Annotated in this window: 19 protein-coding genes; all 19 read left to right on the top strand. The window is 46.5% G+C overall.

Translation table 11 applies throughout. From position 1 onward, the window contains the following. Positions 1 to 38: 38 nt before the first annotated feature. The 19 genes from CMUST_RS14330 (at position 39) to CMUST_RS14235 (ending at position 17,552) form a co-directional block, all read left to right on the top strand. Entirely contained in the window at positions 39 to 1,400 is a 1,362-nt protein-coding gene (locus CMUST_RS14330; RefSeq protein WP_236690129.1) for an MFS transporter, read from the top strand. Then, complete coding sequence (locus CMUST_RS14325; RefSeq protein ID WP_052844811.1) at positions 1,393 to 2,214, top strand: SDR family NAD(P)-dependent oxidoreductase; 822 nt, start codon at positions 1,393 to 1,395, stop codon at positions 2,212 to 2,214. Before CMUST_RS14330 ends, CMUST_RS14325 begins: the two co-directional genes overlap by 8 nt. Then, entirely contained in the window at positions 2,214 to 3,350 is a 1,137-nt protein-coding gene (locus CMUST_RS14320) for an acyl-CoA dehydrogenase family protein (protein WP_052844810.1), read from the top strand. Before CMUST_RS14325 ends, CMUST_RS14320 begins: the two co-directional genes overlap by 1 nt. A 10-nt stretch (positions 3,351 to 3,360) precedes the next feature. Beyond that, positions 3,361 to 3,804 (top strand): PhzA/PhzB family protein, encoded by a 444-nt coding sequence (locus CMUST_RS14315; RefSeq protein ID WP_047263079.1) that lies wholly within the window; start codon positions 3,361 to 3,363, stop codon positions 3,802 to 3,804. A gap of 1 nt (position 3,805) precedes the next feature. Next, positions 3,806 to 4,429, top strand: a complete 624-nt coding sequence (locus tag CMUST_RS14310; protein ID WP_052844809.1) for an isochorismatase family protein — start codon at positions 3,806 to 3,808, stop codon at positions 4,427 to 4,429. After that, complete coding sequence (locus CMUST_RS14305; protein WP_047263078.1) at positions 4,429 to 6,324, top strand: chorismate-binding protein; 1,896 nt, start codon at positions 4,429 to 4,431, stop codon at positions 6,322 to 6,324. Before CMUST_RS14310 ends, CMUST_RS14305 begins: the two co-directional genes overlap by 1 nt. A gap of 292 nt (positions 6,325 to 6,616) precedes the next feature. Beyond that, the gene (locus CMUST_RS14295) at positions 6,617 to 7,453 is read left to right on the top strand and encodes a PhzF family phenazine biosynthesis protein (RefSeq protein ID WP_047263076.1); all 837 of its coding nucleotides are present in this window, start codon (positions 6,617 to 6,619) and stop codon (positions 7,451 to 7,453) included. Further along, the gene (locus CMUST_RS14290) at positions 7,450 to 8,115 is read left to right on the top strand and encodes a pyridoxine 5'-phosphate oxidase C-terminal domain-containing protein (RefSeq protein WP_047263075.1); all 666 of its coding nucleotides are present in this window, start codon (positions 7,450 to 7,452) and stop codon (positions 8,113 to 8,115) included. The genes CMUST_RS14295 and CMUST_RS14290 overlap by 4 nt, the downstream gene beginning before the upstream one ends. Beyond that, positions 8,088 to 9,206 carry an AMP-binding protein gene (locus tag CMUST_RS14285; RefSeq protein WP_083987614.1) on the top strand — a complete coding sequence of 373 codons (1,119 nt, stop codon included), beginning with the start codon at positions 8,088 to 8,090 and terminating at the stop codon, positions 9,204 to 9,206. Before CMUST_RS14290 ends, CMUST_RS14285 begins: the two co-directional genes overlap by 28 nt. Continuing rightward, positions 9,160 to 9,549 (top strand): acyl-CoA synthetase family protein, encoded by a 390-nt coding sequence (locus CMUST_RS17095; protein ID WP_144414239.1) that lies wholly within the window; start codon positions 9,160 to 9,162, stop codon positions 9,547 to 9,549. Before CMUST_RS14285 ends, CMUST_RS17095 begins: the two co-directional genes overlap by 47 nt. Beyond that, on the top strand, positions 9,546 to 9,752 hold the full coding sequence (locus tag CMUST_RS14275) for a phosphopantetheine-binding protein (RefSeq protein ID WP_047263072.1): 207 nt from the start codon (positions 9,546 to 9,548) through the stop codon (positions 9,750 to 9,752). Before CMUST_RS17095 ends, CMUST_RS14275 begins: the two co-directional genes overlap by 4 nt. Further along, on the top strand, positions 9,745 to 10,773 hold the full coding sequence (locus CMUST_RS14270; RefSeq protein ID WP_047263071.1) for a 3-oxoacyl-[acyl-carrier-protein] synthase III C-terminal domain-containing protein: 1,029 nt from the start codon (positions 9,745 to 9,747) through the stop codon (positions 10,771 to 10,773). The genes CMUST_RS14275 and CMUST_RS14270 overlap by 8 nt, the downstream gene beginning before the upstream one ends. Then, positions 10,770 to 11,804, top strand: coding sequence for a hypothetical protein (locus CMUST_RS14265; protein ID WP_047263070.1), 1,035 nt, complete (start codon positions 10,770 to 10,772; stop codon positions 11,802 to 11,804). The genes CMUST_RS14270 and CMUST_RS14265 overlap by 4 nt, the downstream gene beginning before the upstream one ends. Next, the gene (locus CMUST_RS14260; protein WP_047263069.1) at positions 11,791 to 13,179 is read left to right on the top strand and encodes an aldehyde dehydrogenase family protein; all 1,389 of its coding nucleotides are present in this window, start codon (positions 11,791 to 11,793) and stop codon (positions 13,177 to 13,179) included. Before CMUST_RS14265 ends, CMUST_RS14260 begins: the two co-directional genes overlap by 14 nt. A gap of 33 nt (positions 13,180 to 13,212) precedes the next feature. After that, positions 13,213 to 13,581 (top strand): VOC family protein, encoded by a 369-nt coding sequence (locus CMUST_RS14255; protein WP_047263068.1) that lies wholly within the window; start codon positions 13,213 to 13,215, stop codon positions 13,579 to 13,581. A 188-nt stretch (positions 13,582 to 13,769) separates the two neighbouring features. Beyond that, on the top strand, positions 13,770 to 13,967 hold the full coding sequence (locus CMUST_RS16915; protein WP_169748505.1) for a hypothetical protein: 198 nt from the start codon (positions 13,770 to 13,772) through the stop codon (positions 13,965 to 13,967). Between the two features lie 442 nt (positions 13,968 to 14,409). Then, a complete protein-coding gene (locus tag CMUST_RS14245; RefSeq protein ID WP_047263696.1) occupies positions 14,410 to 15,903 on the top strand; it encodes an alanine/glycine:cation symporter family protein in 1,494 nt (497 codons plus the stop codon). A gap of 21 nt (positions 15,904 to 15,924) precedes the next feature. Beyond that, complete coding sequence (locus CMUST_RS14240; protein ID WP_047263067.1) at positions 15,925 to 16,521, top strand: ABC transporter ATP-binding protein; 597 nt, start codon at positions 15,925 to 15,927, stop codon at positions 16,519 to 16,521. After that, positions 16,521 to 17,552: a hypothetical protein gene (locus CMUST_RS14235; RefSeq protein WP_052844808.1), complete on the top strand. Its 1,032-nt coding sequence runs from the start codon at positions 16,521 to 16,523 to the stop codon at positions 17,550 to 17,552. Before CMUST_RS14240 ends, CMUST_RS14235 begins: the two co-directional genes overlap by 1 nt. Positions 17,553 to 17,568: the final 16 nt, after the last annotated feature.

Below are 17,568 nucleotides of genomic sequence, written 5' to 3'. Positions count from 1 at the left end.
CGATGAACTCACTATCGCAACGACGCAGGCTTGGTTTCTTGAGCCTTTGTCTAGCATTTTTTATCATTATGCTAGACACCACACTAATCCCATTTTTATACCCACTGCTGATCTCCGACCTTGAATTGGGGGTTTCGGAAGTTGCGGCAGTTAACAATCTTTACCTCATTGCATATGCAGGAACGTTGCTTCTTGGAGGGAGGTTAGGTGATATAAAGGACAGAAAGAAAATATTTTCGGTCGGACTTTTGATGGTGGGAGCAGGCTCACTACTAGGTGCTCTGTCGGGTAATTATCATTTGATACTGATCGCGCGTTTCGTGATGGGAGTAGGGGCAGGATTAATAACACCTCAGAGTATGGCTTTCATATCTAACATGTTCGAGCCGGATGATCGTGGTCTAGCTTTCGGTATTTGGGGTGCAGTCGCAAGTATTGGAACAGGGCTTGGCCCTGTTCTGGCGAAAAGTGTAGCCGCTTTTGGATATTGGGAGATTGCTTTCTGGGTGAACATCCCCGTAATCCTACTCTCGTTAATCTTGTCAGTTGTGGCTCTTGAAACTACATATTCCGATGGGCTACTTACTTTCAGGCAAATGTCGTTCCCGATAATCGCTGGCCTGGCTTTGATGGCTTTCGTATATGGAATACAAGTGTTAAGTCCTGGTAATGGTTTTACGGGGCTTAGCGTCATAATGATAGTTATTGCTTTTATCCTTGGGGCAATGGTTATCAAACTGCGTCGTAGTGGGTTAATCGCTCCTATCGTGGATTTTAGCAAGACAGATCAGTACCCATACAAAGCGGCAGTTTTTGCTTCGGCGTTGCTGGGAGGAAGTCTCACGGCCTACTATCTTCCTCTTTCGCTTTCCTTTTCATATGTGTGGAGGTTTGATGAAATAACCATCATTTGCTTAATGGTTTTTGCTTCAGTAGTAAACGCCATTTTTGGAGTGCTGGCAGGGGTCTGGTCAAATAAGTGGGGAACGCGGCTTCTAATTATATCTGGTCTAATAATCTTTTCGATTTCTTGCTTTCTGTTTGGGGGCTTATCGTTTATCGGGGCGGATGAAAAAGCTTTCTTGATTATCGCATCAATAATAATCCTGGTACTGGCTGAATTAGGGACTGGAATTGCTTTCGGACCTTTGGCAAACAGTTCTATGCTGGCCGTCGGCGATGAAATCATAAGTGAAGCTGCAGCTTTTTACAATTGGGTACGACAAGCGTTCAGTGCTATCGGCGGAGTGACTGTAGCTTTTATTGTTTCGTCCGCTTTAGGTGGGCGAGAGTCCTCTGATGCCCAATCTGTCGGATTTGCTTCTTTTGTTGGTTTTACTTTTGTTGGCATTGCTCTCCTAATCGCTGCTTACATATCGAGAGGTGTAAAGAATGGTTGATTACAATTCACAAGAAAGAGTGTGGCTTTTCTCTGGGATAAGTAGTGGTCTTGGCCGTGAATGGGCGCTAGCAGTTCTTCGGCAAGGTGACAAAGTGGTTGGAATAACGAGACAGCCAGATTCCGTTTCGGATATTGAATCCGCATTTCCCGGACAGTTTTTCTCAATAAAACAGGATATCCGAAATTATCCTTTGCTTGAGCAAGCCCTCAACTCGGCATTGCAGGAACATAAGTTGCCATATATATCTCATGTTGTTTGTGCCGCTGCCTTTGCTCATTTTGGGACGATCGAAGATGTTTCTCCAGACGATCTTGAAGCGAGTTTTCGAGTAAATGTGGTTGGTTCCAGGAATGTCGCCATAGCAGGGCTTCGCGCTATGCCGTCATTTGGGGATAGACGAATCATTTTCGTTTCAAGCATGTCAGGGCTGCATTGTTGGCCCAACTTAGGTACCTACCAAATAACTAAGTACGGGGTTAGAGCTTTAAGCGAAACTCTTCGTATTGAACTTGCAGAGTTCGGCATTCAGGTAGGTTGTCTGTATCCGGGGCCCCATATAGGTACGGGATGGGCTACTAGTTATGCAGAACGAACCCCTTCTTCGTCAAGGTATAACGATTTATGGCTACAAGAAAACTGTCGCTGTGGATTTGAATTGTACGATACGGAATCTTCAGTTCCTCTTTTTGATCAGATGATTAACGAGTCACCGATGCCACGAGCGGGGACTGGGCACGATCAAGTTACGAAGCTATTCGAGTTGGATTCTCAAGAGACTTTAAAAGAACTGCTCCGATTTGGAAGTAGATAATGTTATTTCAAAAAGATGTTGATACCCTAGTACATCTAGTTGCGGATGAATGGGAACGCACCAAGTTAGTTTTGGGCAAGCAGTCCAGTGTAAAACCAGAAATTTTTTCCGTATTCTCGAAACTTTCAGAGTGGCATTTAGATGGACCACAGTCACTTTCTGAAGTCTACGAAACGTGTGTTTCTTTGGGACGCTTTGATGCATCCTTGGCGTGGGTTGTTGGCGTATCAAACTCTGCATGGTCGATGTTGGGGAATTTTCCCGCCCAAACTATAGAACAATTTGGACATCCGATTGTTTCCATGGTGCTCGGACGACCAGGAGTAGTTACGTTTGACGATAAAAAAAATACGGCGACTATAAATGGAGAGTGGAAATATTGCTCAGGCTATGAACAGTCGGGAGGGTTTGTTGGATTAGTCAAGGATGATCGGCCAGGAGGAGATGTCTATGTAGCTCTTATGCCATCTACCGAACTTGCGGTAGTCAATTTCTGGAAGGCCATCGGTTTAAAAGGCACGGGAAGTCACACGGTAAAAGCTGAATCATTAGTGCTCGATAAGGATACATTAATTCCATATTCTGCTATTTTGGAGGGATCTATATGTGATAACCACGCTACTTCATATCGGAATCTCTTCACTGGTGTTCTCATGAACTGTTTAACAGGTTCAATTGTTGGAGCAACTCTTCACCTTCTTGACATCGCAATCGATCGTGTTTCTAAGAACCCCATAGGGGGATCTAGCTATGTTTGCGGAAAAGATTCGGGAACCATTCGATCAACTATTGGGGGATTGGTCTCGAAAGTGCAAGAAATATATGAATTCGGGAAGGGCGGTGCCAAGTTTGTTGATGGAGTAGCAAACGGTAATAGGGAACTGTGGAGTTCCAAGAATCGTGCACTGCTGCGTGTTAGGGCTTCAAGGGTTATGAATCAGTGTCGTGAAGTGGCTGATGAACTTGTATGGATAATGGGATCTTCTGTCATGGTGGAAGGTGATCCAGCCGCAGAAATCTGGAAAGACATTCATGTTGGGGCACTCCATGGAGGTTTTTCGAAGTTTATTCCTGAAGAAGCCGCAGGTATTGCTTTGTTTGGAGACGACCCCTTTAATCTCACCAAAATGCTTTAAGGAGGCATCAATGACCACAAATGTTGAGAAAGTCAGAAAATATCTTTCGAACGACCCCGAAGATCGACGTCAAAGACCGTACTTATTTGCAGAAGACGGAAGTGCCGGACTTTACACCACGGACAGTGATGCAGTGGTCACTACGGGGCGGCATAAACTTCTAGAACATGCGGAATGGTCACTTAAATCGTTTCCTGACTGGGAGTGGTTTAATATTCGGATAATTGAGACAACCGACCCCGATGAAATCTGGGCAGAATGCGACGGAAAAGGGACTATCAACTACCCAGCCTATGGTCCACGTTACTACGAGAATCATTTCCTACATGCTTTCAAATTCGAGAATGGATTAATCGTAGAGCAACGTGAGTTTATGAATCCTGTAAAACAGCTCCAAGCATTGGGAATGAACGTTCCTCGAATTGATCGTGGAGATATTCCGAAAGATAAATAAAATGACCGATATCCCTAAGATTAGCTATTCGATCGCTGATATCCCGATAGTTGATAGTCAGAGGCGCTGGGAACTAAAACCTTCCCAGGCAGCGCTCCTTGTACATGATTATCAAAATTATTTTTTAAATTTTCTTTCACCTCTTTTGCAACAAGAACTCTTGGATGCCACAAACCGGATAATTAAGGCAGCTAGAAATTATGAGATGCCGATTATTTTCAGTGGTCAGGCGGGTTATGGCGATAGAGCAGAACGCGGAATAATAAGAGACCTTTGGGGGAAAGGAATGGCTTCATCGGGAACCGAAATTGAATTGGATCCACGCCTTAGTAGGTCTTCTACTGACTACACTGTGACTAAACAACGATACTCAGCGTTTGCGTCCACGAATCTTGCGAGCATTTTAAGCGCGACCCGACGCAATCAACTTGTTTTGTGTGGTATTTATGGATCTGTCGGAATTATTGCGACAGCTTACGACTGTGTTAACAGAGATCTAGAATCATTTCTTATTCCTGATGCGATTGCAGATTTTACATCCGTAGACCATGAGCTGACGGTCAATCTTCTATCTGCTTATTCTTCTGATTTACTCTATTCAAGCGAGTTTGGAGACGATGGATAATGGTCTATTCACCCGGCTTGACCATTTTGAACCGAGCCTGGAAGAAATGCACCGACAGTGGTAAACCGTTCTTTTTAAAGATTGCACGTGAGGACCCAAGCCGCGTCTATATTTACGAGGGTGAGAAGGTGATTTGTCTTGATTCGATTCTGGAGATAAATCAGTGTTGCCAAGAATCTGACCTCCAGTGCTTCATGTTCCCTTATTCAGCGATTGCGGAGCGTGACAGTATTGTTGTACAGGATGACCTGAAACCAATGATGTTTAATGTAACCCAACATCAGGTACTTTCGATTGACGAAACTGACCGTGAACAAGCTTTGCTTTTTGCGAAAAATGCTAATGCAGAAGTCACAATTTTGCCCAACAACTCAGATGAAGAACAAAAGGAAATGTTTAACTATGCGCAGGAGGTCCTGATCGAAACTGGCGAAGGCTGCAACTTTGTCTTTCGGAGAGACTATCATGTTGCGTTTCCTAAGAACATCCTTGCTGACCAAGCAGCGTGGGCGTGTTTTTTGGGCGTTCTTTCGTCAAAATCTGTGGGCTACTGGAATTATGTCTGGTTTGACGGAATGAACTTTGTTGTAGGTGCAAGCCCAGAATCTCTCATCACCTTGTGTAACGGAGAAGCGAAAATGACACCGATATCAGGAACATATAAAGGAGAAGCTGATAGTCGAACTGTGGAACAATTTTTATTGGACGAAAAAGAGATCTATGAATTAAACATGGTTCTAGATGAAGAGCTAAAAATAATGGCCAAACTATGTAAGGATTGGATATCGGTAGATGGTCCTCAAATCATTCAGTCCGGAAATATCCTGCATACTGGCTATTCTATTAATGGGAAACTCACATCCAGCCTGGGAGAAGCTCTTTTAGAAGCTTTGGGCGCCCCAACTGTTGTTGGGAGTCCAGCAAGATCTGCGGAAAAACATATTGCATCTATAGAACGAAGCAGTCGAGGATTCTATGCGGGAGCTTGCGGCGTGATACAACGCTCACCTGGAGGGGCACATGAGGTGGAAAGCGCATTAGTGATCCGGAGTATGGAGCTTGGTGTTGGTGACTCCGTAGGAAAGATCAGTGCAGGCGCCACAATTGTACGGGACTCAGAACCGGCACTAGAAGTTGAAGAGGTAGACGTCAAAGCATATGCAGTGGCAAAAATGATGGGGCTTACATTGGGGATTCCGGATAGCCCATGCGCTCAGAAGAAAAGTTTTGACAGGATAGATTGGCTAGTTGAGTCAAATAAAATCCGTCAGATTATCGATCGCCGGGCACAACAAATTCCAGCCGTATGGAGGGGGATGAACCGCAACAAATACTCGGCAAGTGAGGCGAACGAAAAAGTGCTGCTTATTGAGTGCGGGGACAATTTCATTTGGATGATTGCGCATATATTACAAGGGGAAGGCTACGAGGTAACAGTTATCAAGTGGGACTGTGCAATGGTTGATCTGAAAGATTTTAACTGCGTAGTTTTGGGTCCCGGCCCGGGCGATCCACGAGTTGAAGATCGCCGTGCTAAAGCCATTTTGAATTGGGCACAACTTGCTAAAGAAAAGAATGTGGCGATATGTGCTGTTTGCTTAAGCCACCAAATATTAGCTAAAGCTGACGGATATCAAATCGCTCGTGTTCCTGGAAGATCTGCACAGGGTCGTAGGTCTGAATTCGACGTTGGAGGAGGCAAAACACAGAAATTTGCTGCCTATAATAGCTTTGAAGTAATTGATTATAAAACAATGAGGACTTTAAATTATCGAAAAACTCAAGGTTTTAGATCCTTTCAATGGCACCCCGAATCTGTGCTAAGTGAAGATGGCGCAAATTTCTTGCGCCGAGAGGTATCCAGTCTCATTAATGAGAAGAGGCAAACCAAATGAAGCCAATGCGTGCACGAGTAACAGTGTGGTCCGTCTCTGAAGATGAGTTCGTTCTTCTGGAGGAGGAAACCCATCGACGGTTCGCAGAATGGAAAAGTATTCCTAATTTGTTGGAAAAGATCTGGATTGGTTCGTTTGATAGGAAATATTGGGGTGCTATCATGTGTTCCACAAACCACAAGCCAATAGATTGTACAAAACAAATCAATATAGGTGAGCACGTAACTGGCCGGAGTCCTATCTTGGATCAAGAGTTTATTGTTATTGAACATTTGGTAGGGGGTGAATCCCTATGACGGCTAGAATTGCAAATCACCTGATCGGTGCTTTTTCAACATCTTACGGGTTTGGTAACCCAGTTTACGTCGTATACGATTACGGCAATTTGAGTGTAGAAGTTAGACAGCAAATAACTTCTTTTGTAAATCTTTCCGAGTGCGTATTCGTGAATGCTATCTCTTGGTCAGAAAGGACACCAAACCCAATAATAGAATTAAGAATTTTCAACCCTAATGACTCTATGAAGTTTGCGGGTCACCCTCTTATTGGTGCTATTAGGTCTTTTCGAGAAATGTGGGGGATCAAAAAGGGAATCATTGATACAGGATATATGCAGGTTGAGTTTCAATTACTTGAAACTCACCATGGAGCGACATCGTATCTTAGAATTCCAGACCCTCTGCGGAGTGTATATGAAGACAGTGCCAAACTATGCCAAATGCTTTCAATGCAGGAACAAGATCTTCCTATCTATGATTGTGGTCCTCGTCATGTTTTAGTTAAAGTCCCCACCCTTGATGAATTGCGAAGTTTTGATCCCAACTGGGAGAGTTTGAAAAGATTCAAGGATATAGCCTTAAATGCCTATTTCGTTGAGGGAGAATACATTGAAAATAGGATGTTCAGTCCCTCTTACGGAGTTTATGAAGATCGCGCTACGGGGACGGCGGTAATTCCTATTCTGAAAGAAATAAGAAAATCAGCGCCTTCTTTGACGCATATTGAGGTCACGCAGGGGGTCGGAAGAGCATCTGGAGTCCTAATGTGTGGCGACTATTCGGTTGAAAACGCATTCTATACGCTTTCTGGACAAACAACTCTAATCGGAGAAGGAGAATTTGTACTATGAATAGTTCCACCAGTGGAAATGGTGAAGCAGTGGATTTTTCTGCAGATGTCCCATTAATTATGGATTTAAAAAAACGCTTAGATGATCCCTGGACTATTATCCACGGATGGTTGGGAGATAATTCTGGCAAAGAATACAAGTTTTGTGTAGGAACCCTCTCCACGATTGACGACAACGATTTAATCTCATCTCGCACAATGAATGTTCGTTTTTCGGGCAATACTATGAGTTTGGCTACTCACAGAGGCAGTAGGAAATGGAGTGGGAAAAACGTTCTTGAAAGTGCGTCTTGGCATGTCTATTGGCCCAAATTACGCAGACAGCTCAATATTCGTGGCATGCTTAGGGAAGCTTCTGCCTTGAAAGCCCAAGAATGGTGGATGGAACGGCCTGCGAACATGGACATCGTATCAGCGCTATCAGAACAAAGTAAAGAAGCATCAACCGAAAAAATTGAATATTTGCGCAGTAGAGCTGCGGAGTATTACGCAATGGAGAATGTTCAAAAACTACCATGTCCTGAATCGTTCGTGGTGTTGATGTTTGAGCCTACAGAAATAGAGTTTTGGGAAGGCGATTTTGACCGAGTGCATCATCGATACCTTTATTTAAAGTCCAATGATTCTGCCTCGGAATGGACAAGAAAGGTGCTTCAGCCATGAGATTAGAGCGCGATTATCTTGAATTGTTGGTAGATAATTATTTGAACCAAGAGTTAGATTCAATCATTGCAGAATCTCAAAGTTCCCAGACGACGATACGTGATTTGTCTGCAAAAATCAGTGAGGCAACGGCACATATGGGTAAATATAATTTGTCGCCGTCAGCGTTTATAGTTATAAGAGGAGTTAACTCCGCGAATTTACTTGCGTGGATTTTAGCGGCGATTAAAAAAAGGGTTCCTTTCTGTATTGAGTCGAATGATATAAAGCAAGCAGACTCAGTTTCTGCGCAGCTATCAGAATATGGAAATGTATTGGTTGTGGAGCTGGGATCTAATTCTGGCAACCTCTCGTATATCACAAAGAAGAATCAGTGTAAGGATTTCGGGAACCGGGAATGGGTTTACGTTGTTAAGACTTCCGGCTCAACAGGTGTTCCGAAGATCATTCCGATATCTAGATCTAACCTGAGCAGTATGCTATTTGCCGCAAATGAAAAGCTTACGTTGGTGTCTGGAGAGACTTGGCTTTGGGAACATCGTCCATCTTTTGATCTGGCCCTTTGGGAAATATTTGGTTGTGTCCTCTTTAAAGGGAAATTTATAATTAGCCCGACACCGATAGCTGAATGGTCTGTGGTAGAATACAGAAAAATTGCTGAATTTTCCCCACAAAATATAACCCTGACACCGTCTGAACTTAAAAAAATAGGCCAGCTAGATGCTGCAACTTCCCAGCAATTTTTTGAAGACGCCAGGTCGATTTTATTCTGTGGAGAGCGTCTTGGATGGGATGCTTTGCGGCATCTTCCGAGCAATGTCACACCTGATGAAGTCCAGATATATAACGCTTATGGACCTTCAGAAGCTACGATCTTTTGTAGCGTGCACCTTTTAACTAGCCAGGATATGGCGCTATCGTCTGTGCCTATTGGGGATCCAATGGGGGATATGTGCTTACGAGTTAATATTTCTAGCGGGGAATTGTTTCTCTCTGGATCTCAAGTGTTCGAAGGCTACCTCGGTGATGGCATAGTGAAGACTGATGAATATGCAACGGGAGATATCGTTGAAAAAAAAAGAAACCGGTGACCTAATCTTCAAAGGCCGGTCATCAGGCTTTTTAAAGATCAATGGTGAGAGAATCGATCCTTCTCGAACGGTCGATATACTTCTGTCTCAGAAGGACGTTGAGGATGCATATCTGTGGGTTGTTTCTTGTCCCCCCTTTGACCAGGTATTTGCGGCAATCAAGACCGATGGTACTAGTTCGATTGATAAACGGACTCTTCGCCAAGTAGTAAGCAATTCGGGTGTTCTCCCTCGTCCAACCCGCTATATCTTTCTTTCGCCGAACGAATGGCCTATCACAGATCGCGGAAAAATTGATCACAACAAGATTTCTGAACTGACAAATAAGGAGAACCAGAAATGACTTATCAGCAAAGCATAATTTTGCATTTTCTTTCCGATCTCTTTGACGACGAAGTGCAGCCTGGTGACAACTTCATCGATCTCGGTGGAAATTCAATAACAGCGCTAGCTCTGGAGGAACAATTGGCTCAAAAAGGTATTCAAGTATCAATAAATGAAATATTAAGTGAGCCTATTGGAGAATGGGGGAAGCGTGATGCTTAATGTAGACATAGTTGGATTGGGGTCGAGTGTAGGGGAGGAAAAGTCTCTAAGTCGGATAGATTATCCAGTTGACGCTCAAATAAAAGCTCTTGAAGCTGGTGGTTATAACCATTTTTACAAATCCAATAAATCTCTTCGAGAGATGGGCGGCGATGCTGCAGTGAAAGCTCTACAGAATGCAGGACTTACAGCTGGTGATATTGACTTTATTGTCGGCGCTCATACTGATATAGCTGACTACCCAGGGATCGACTTCGCATGTCAAGTCGGGGCGGAATTAGGGGTTGATCGAATCCGTACACGATGTATTACGGAAGGGTGCGGTTCAGCTGTAACAGCATTTGACGAAGCTTCAAATATGCTGAAAAACGGGGGTGGTGTGGTGGGCCTTGTCGTTCAGGCTCAAAAGGTATCAGATGCTCATCATGACAGATTTTCATTGTTGAATGGGATCTTAAGCGATGCTGCTGTTGCGACTGTCGTCACGGTCTCGGGAGAGCATGATGAATACTTATTGCGCTTGGGTTCATTCGCAGAAGTATCTATTCCGTATTTTGTTGACATGATGCGAATTGAGTTTGGTGGCTCTGCTCAACCAATGATTGTTCCGACTTCTTCCCCAGAGTATTACAAACCAGGAAGAGAAAGGATCCAAGATATTTATCGAATGACGCCAGAAGAGCTGTATCATTTTATTGAGATTCGGAGCAGCACGATGGCAGATGTGATCGCCCAAGTTAAAAGAAATGCCCAATGGGATGAATCTGCAGGTTGCCTTTTCCATACCCTAGAGGGAGTTCGGTCCATTGCAGAGATTGCAAGACAGTCTCGGATAAAACGCAGCAACGCTGATCTCGTTTCGAAACACGGACACTGTGGTTGTGCGGACCCCATCCTGTCATTCATCGATTATTTTGAGTCAGGGAGACTTCATCGAGGAGAACGGATAATTCTTTCTACGATTTCCACTGGAATGAAGTGGGCTGCACTTACAGGTATTGTTGGAGATGATCTTTCATGAAAACCTATGCCGACCACGTCCATAAAATGGTTGACTGGCATACATCGGACTCGACGGGCTCCAAGTATTGGATTTCGAGAAAGCTAAGCGGGTGGAGCAGAGAACTCATAGTAAAGTGGTTCTTGGATGGGGTACCCCCCAAGGGTTTTTCTGAGCTAGAGAAAGATTTTAGAACACGCCCAATTGAAGATTTCATTCCCTCAGGGATCGCAAAAACCAAAATCGCTGGTTTTTTTGAGTCCGGTGGAACTACTGGCGTACCTAAACGCGTAATTCTCGGCGAAGAATGGGCTAATGAGTTGATCGATTGGTCAGCTAGCAGAATGTTGGAGTGGGGACATCACCCAGGTAGAAACTGGCTTGTTTCGGTGCCTACTGGGCCGCACGTTGTAGGAGAATTATCTATTCGAGGTGCCCGTAAAGAAGGCGCTCAGGCATTTCGCATTGATGTTGATCCACGATGGGCTAAAAATGCCGCTAGCTATGGCGGTAATGTGGATGGTTATTCGCAACATTTGATAGACCAGATGAAGAACGTGTTGCTCACTCAGGACGTGGGATGCATTATTACGACTCCACCAATTCTGCAAAACCTAGTCAGAGATAATCAGCTCGTTGACGTGATTAATGAGAATCATATCTCGATTCGTTGGGGCGGAATGCCCTTTGATAACGAGTCGGAAATGTTCATGCGGGATGTGATTTTTCCAAGGCTGCCTTTCTTTGGGGTCTTGGGAAATACGATGACGCTAGGATTTGGAGTAGAAGTTCCGGTGGACTTGAGCAGCAAAAAAACGGAACAATGGTTTAGTTTCCACGCACCATTCACAAAGCTTTTCATATGTGGCGAAGACGAGGATGCTTTTTGGGAAACAGGCGAAGGAAGATTAGCATACGCCCATGCTTCTAAGACCCATCTATATCCTCCAATGCCTGATCGAGACTTTGGAATTATAGCTGCTGACGGGCTGGTTAGTCTCAGTAACCAACAAATCGTGGCTAAGGAGAATTTTATAAATGGAGTTTACTAACCCATCATTAAATCATATTCCTCCATTAATACATGGTGAGTTTGAAAGTTTACCTAGCCGATTCACCAGTGAAATCACGGGAGTGCCATCCACTCGCGTGGAGTTGGTTTCCGCAGCTGAAGTCAACTATCGATCAGATCTGTTTAATATTGAGAACATAGACGGCGAATTGTTGAATATAGATCAAAGTGTCTTTGCTGAGGCTGCAAACCTATTTACAACGGCCACTTTTTGGGGGCAGGATTTCGAACGGTATAGTAAATCGGTTGCAGAAGCCACTGGCCTTTCTGTGCAAATGGTCAAGGAATCCGGAAAGCGGCTGGCGCAAGCAGTTCTAGAAGTACCTGCCAAAGCAAGAGGGGCACGTAGAAGAAATAGTTTTTTCCTCAACTCGTTAGGAGAATTATCACCTCCCTCCTTTGGCCTTATGCGGGCTCGCAAAGGTGATACTCTTTTTGTTAACCTTCCAGGCAATAGCCCCGGGCCAAATAGCGTTTGGGTGGAAGCGCTTCTTTATGGCTATAAAGTTATTCTTAGGCCGTCGATCCGGGATCCGTTCACTCCTTTACGGCTTTCAAAAAGTCTTATTAAAGCAGGTGTGCCCAAAAGAGCTCTTTCGGTGATTTATTGCGATCACCTCACCAGCGACTTTCTAGTTGATAGATGCGATTTGTCTATCATTTTCGGCGGTAAATCTTTAGAGAAAAGGTACAGTGGTCGTACTGATATAAAGGTTTATGGGCCAGGGAGGTCTGCAACGATAATCGACCCCAGCCGTCAGGATGGCAGGACGATTGAGAAAATTATCAAATCTATTATTGCAACTGGCGGTGTGGCTTGCTTCAATACCTCGTTGCTCCTTTTGACGGAAAAATCCGGGGAAATGGAGTCGCTTCTCATAAAATCTCTCGACAATGCAATTAAGTGTCGGGTTCAAACTGGTAAAGACGATAGACCTTGTTATTCTGTTGACCGTTTTCACGCCCTTACAGGGGGATTTTACTCTGACCAAAACGTAGAAATTCTCTATGATGGCACGTCCACCGCGTTGGATGGTAGGATTATTGCAGGGCCTATTGTTTTTCGCCGTAAACAACACCGGGAGGGACAAGAGATCTTGGAGCTGCCTTTTCCGCTGGTAGAGATTTCTACGATCGAAAATATAGACATAAAAAGAATGCTTAGTAGATCTCTCGCTACATCATTATTTACATCTGATGTCGACATCATAGCTAAGGTGTTCCGATCCCGTTCTAATGGGCGCGTGTTAATCAATGAGCCGACCACAGCGAGTTTTCGAGACTTGCCCCATGATGGGCATTTAAGTGAATTCTTACTGATGGAGAGACCTTTTCTCAACTCTTTTTCCAAATAACTGCCAACCAAACCTAATAGGAGTGTTTATAAGATGGGTAATCGTGAGATTGTGTTTATCGTATATGCATCAAATCTTGATGCATCGGTGGCTTTTTATACCAAACTGCTTAACCTAGAAACTAGCTTTGAATCTCCTCGTTATGTAACCATGGATCTTGCATCGGGAGTTTCTCTTGCGCTCTGGACCGGGGAAAGCGATTCACTTATGAATGCTGGCTCCCGGACATCTGAAGTATGCGTAAATCTGGGAGGTGGCGAGCAAGAAATCCTCGCCACATACGATGAATGGGTTAAACAGGGAGTATCCGTTCTTGAGGAACCCCATGATGATGTTTTCGGAAAAACTTTTGTCGTAGCTGATCCAGACGGGAACCGCATTAGAGTTGCGCCCATTGACTAATCAAAGGTGAAAACTTGAAGTGTCCCGGGTTTTGTTCCGTTTGAGTAGATGGGAAAATCTGGAGTATGCCAAGGAAATGTGATCAGGATGCTCAAGGATCGTGTGGTCCGTCTTGTTGAGGACCGGATTCTGGCTGAAGATCTGCTCGTTGCGGGCGGCGTGTGAATGTGTGGCGCCAAAGGCTTGGTGTGTCGTGGCATACGGCACGCCCAGTGGGTGTAGAAAGGCTAGGCGTGGATGGCGCGGAAATCATTCACCGTGATGAAGCTGATGTGATCGCCGAAAATGCACGGTTGCGTCGTGAAAACCAGGAACTACGGGATATTAATGAGCAGCTCAAAGGCTACGTCGGCTTTTTCGCATCGGAACTCGACCCGAAACCTTAGGAAATGATCAGGTTTATCGACCACTACCGTGATCGTTTCTGACGTCGAGTTCATCTGCCAGACGTTGAATAACCATCGTGTCGGTGGGTTTATTACCTCTCATGGTTATCGTCAGTCAAAGGCTTTAAGGTCCAAGTGTACGCGTACATTCGTGACACCCCAACTGACTGGAATGTGGCGATACGTTGCCTTTAGATTTTTCAAGCGTCGAAAAGCATCTCACTGCGTTTTAAAAGAAACTTCGTCTTGATGCTCATGGGGTCTTCGGGCGTCACGGGGTGCCGTTCGGTACCCGGATGTGGGTGCGTGGGGAAATCTGCTTTCGTTGATGGGCGTGTTTTTAAACGAAATGAGCACATTGCGGCGGATTTTATTGCACAATAGTTCCCATACTCTTGCTCGGTGACTCTAGTCACATAATGATGGCGGTTGGGTGGATGCAATGGAAACTGTAATTGAAACATTAAATGGGATCATTTGGTCGCCAGCCTTGGTGTTCCTGTGCTTGGCGGTTGGGGTGTTTTTCACCCTCGCCACGGGATTTCTCCAGATTCGGTGTATTCCCGATATGGTCAGCCAAATTGTGGGCGGTAAGAAATCGGAATCTGGCGTTTCTTCCTTCCAATCACTGATGATCTCGCTGGCTGGTCGGGTCGGTGTGGGCAATATTGCTGGCGTGGCCACCGCTATTGCCTTCGGTGGGCCCGGCGCGGTTTTCTGGATGTGGATGGTTGCGCTTTTGGGTTCGGCGACGTCATTTGTGGAATGTACGCTGGCGCAGATTTACAAGGAAAAGGATAAAGACACCGGTGAGTACCGGGGTGGGCCTGCTTATTACATTGAAAAGGCATTCAAGCACACCGCTGCGGCACCATTCATGTTGGTGTATGCCATTGTCTTTGCGGTTTCCATGATTCTGGCCACCTCTTATTTCTTGCCCGGAATCCAGGCTAATGGTGTGGCTGCCGCAATGAAGAACGCTTGGGGTGTGGATTTCTATATCACCGCTGCGGTTTTGGGTGTGACTCTTGCGGTCATCATCATTGGCGGAATTAAGCGTATTGCTAGTTTCGCGGCTCTGATTGTTCCATTCATGGCAGTGCTGTACATCATTGCATCTGTTGTTGTGATGATTGTCAACTATGACCGGATCGACGATGTATTCAGCCTCATTTTCCGTTCTGCTTTTGATAAGGAAGCGGCGTTTTCCGGCATGCTTGGTGTGGCCATCATGTGGGGTGTGAAGCGAGGTATTTACTCCAATGAGGCAGGGCAGGGCACTGGGCCGCAGTCGGCGGCGGCTGCTGAGGTTTCCCACCCGGCTAAGCAGGGGTTTGTGCAGGCTTTCGCGGTGTATATTGACACCTTATTTGTGTGCTCGGCGACGGCTTTCATCATTATCTCCACCGACATGTACCGGGTGTTCCAGGGTGAAAGTGAAGACGGTGCTGTCGTGTACCCAGGTTCCATTAACCCGGATGTGCCAGTTGGCCCTGGTTTTGTGCAGGAAGGTCTTAATTCCTTTGCCGCTGGGCTGGGCCCCAGCTTTGTGGCGGTGGCGGTGGCGTTATTCGCCTTCACCACGGTGCTCGCCTACTACTACATGGCGGAGACTAACGTGGCTTATTTCAACCGGTGGATTCCGAACCGGACGGCGCGGCGTGGAATCATTTGGGGGCTGCGGGTGCTGGTCGTTGTCTCAGTGGTGGTTGGTGCCGTTACTACCCCTGGCACCGCATGGGCGTTGGGTGATATCGGCGTGGGATTAACCGCTTGGCTTAATATCATCGCAATATTGTTCTTACAGGTTCCGGCGCATAAAGCGCTGTGGGATTACCGGAAGCAGAAGAAGGCTGGCCGCGATCCCCAATTTGACCCGGAGGCGCTCGGCATTAAGAATGCCGATTTCTGGGTGGAGCGGAAAGAGCAGGGCTGATTTTTTAGACTCGGGTGAGCAATGGGCGTCGAAAAGCATAACGGATTACATATCAACGCCACGATCGGGCGAACGATCCCGCTCACCACGCTTGAGCGCACCTTTGAGCCTGGGAAAATGTACGCCATTACCGGCGTGAATGGCGCCGGTAAAACCACCTTGCTTCTTACGCTGGCTGGGCACCTTGAGCCTTACGACGGCACCGTCAGCCTCAACGGTGTTCCGCCTGGTGATGTTACTAATTCTGGCCGGATTAACCACATCGACGATCCCATTTTCCTGCCCGATCTCAGTCTTGGGGAACACATCGCACTGATTGAGCGCAAGGCAAAGGTCGACCTCACCGAGCAACTGGAACCCTGGCAGCTGGACGAATTAGCGGCGTTGCCGCCAAGCTATCTTTCTAGCGGACAGCGACAGCGCGCCTACTTGGCAACCCAGCTTTATCTACCGGCAACTGTGTTGATTATGGACGAGCCCGAACGGCATCTCGACGCAACCTGGCAGGCTTTTCTCGCCGAGGAACTACGAGCCATAGCGGACACCGGGGTGACCATTATCATCGCAACCCACAGCGAGGACATGTTGTGGGCCTGCGACGAGCGGGTGCTGCTCTAATGAAAACCTACCTCGCGCGCACCGGTGACATTGTGTATATCGCCGTGGTTTTCGCTATCTGTGCCGGGCTTATCATCAGCGTCGGAACCGCACTCGTCCCCGAATTGCCGCAGGTGACCGCCCGGGTGCCTAGGTCGGTGTCGGTGGCGGCCGCAATCGCCGCGGTTCTTCTTACAAATGTTTTAGCGGAACAACTTTTGCCGCTGCGGGCGCTTTCGCAGCACCGCTGGGTGTACCACGCTAAGCTCACCCGCACCATGTCCGGCATCGACCACTATTCACTCCTTCAACTTGGTGTGGTTACGGTGGGTGCGGCGGCAATCGGTATCGCACTCGATTTTTGGTGGCAGCTGGCGACCATCGCCGCAGTAAGCCGCATCCTGTTCGGCATGCGCAATTGGACGCTGGCTGAACTGCTGACTGCTGGCCGTACCCGCGACGTCGGCCTTGGCGGGATTAGTATCCAAGATTCTGAACTGGTATCAAACGCCATTGCGGCAACTGTTATCACCCAAACTCCGAAGTGGTGGCGTAAGCAAACACCCACCGCGAACTACCTTTTGCTTGCTTTTCGACGCCTCTATCGCCGCTTCTACCTGCCACTTATCGCCCTTGCCATTCTGCTCTACACAATCGCTCTTGCAGCCAGTGCGCCGCAGCTTGCCTGCGTCAGTTTTCTGATCGGCTGGGGAATGATCGGCGCCGGAATAGCACGTGTAGCTACATTTGGCCCAATGTCCACCACAGCCGCCCACCGGGTGCGACGCTTGTTCATCGCGCTTCACACACTACTCGCGGTCGGAATACTACTTACGCTGTGGCAACCGCACGGGATACTACCCGCCATCATCTGTGCGGCCATCTCAGTCGGGTGGATAGCAACAGTTCGATCCAAACCACGCACCGTGACCAACTTCGTGGTGATGGACTCGGGTTTCGGTTTCTCCATCTCGCCCGATGTGGCCAGCTATTATCTCGCAGGACTCGTCGCAGGCGTCACCTTCGCAGCACTTGCCGCCTGGTCGCTGTAAGTCATATAGAAGTATT

The organism is Corynebacterium mustelae (assembly GCF_001020985.1).
In the GTDB taxonomy this organism is placed as follows: Bacteria; Actinomycetota; Actinomycetes; order Mycobacteriales; family Mycobacteriaceae; genus Corynebacterium; species Corynebacterium mustelae.
The sequence above is the reverse complement of the archived record's forward strand: the minus strand, read 5'-3'. Positions and strand labels throughout refer to the sequence as shown.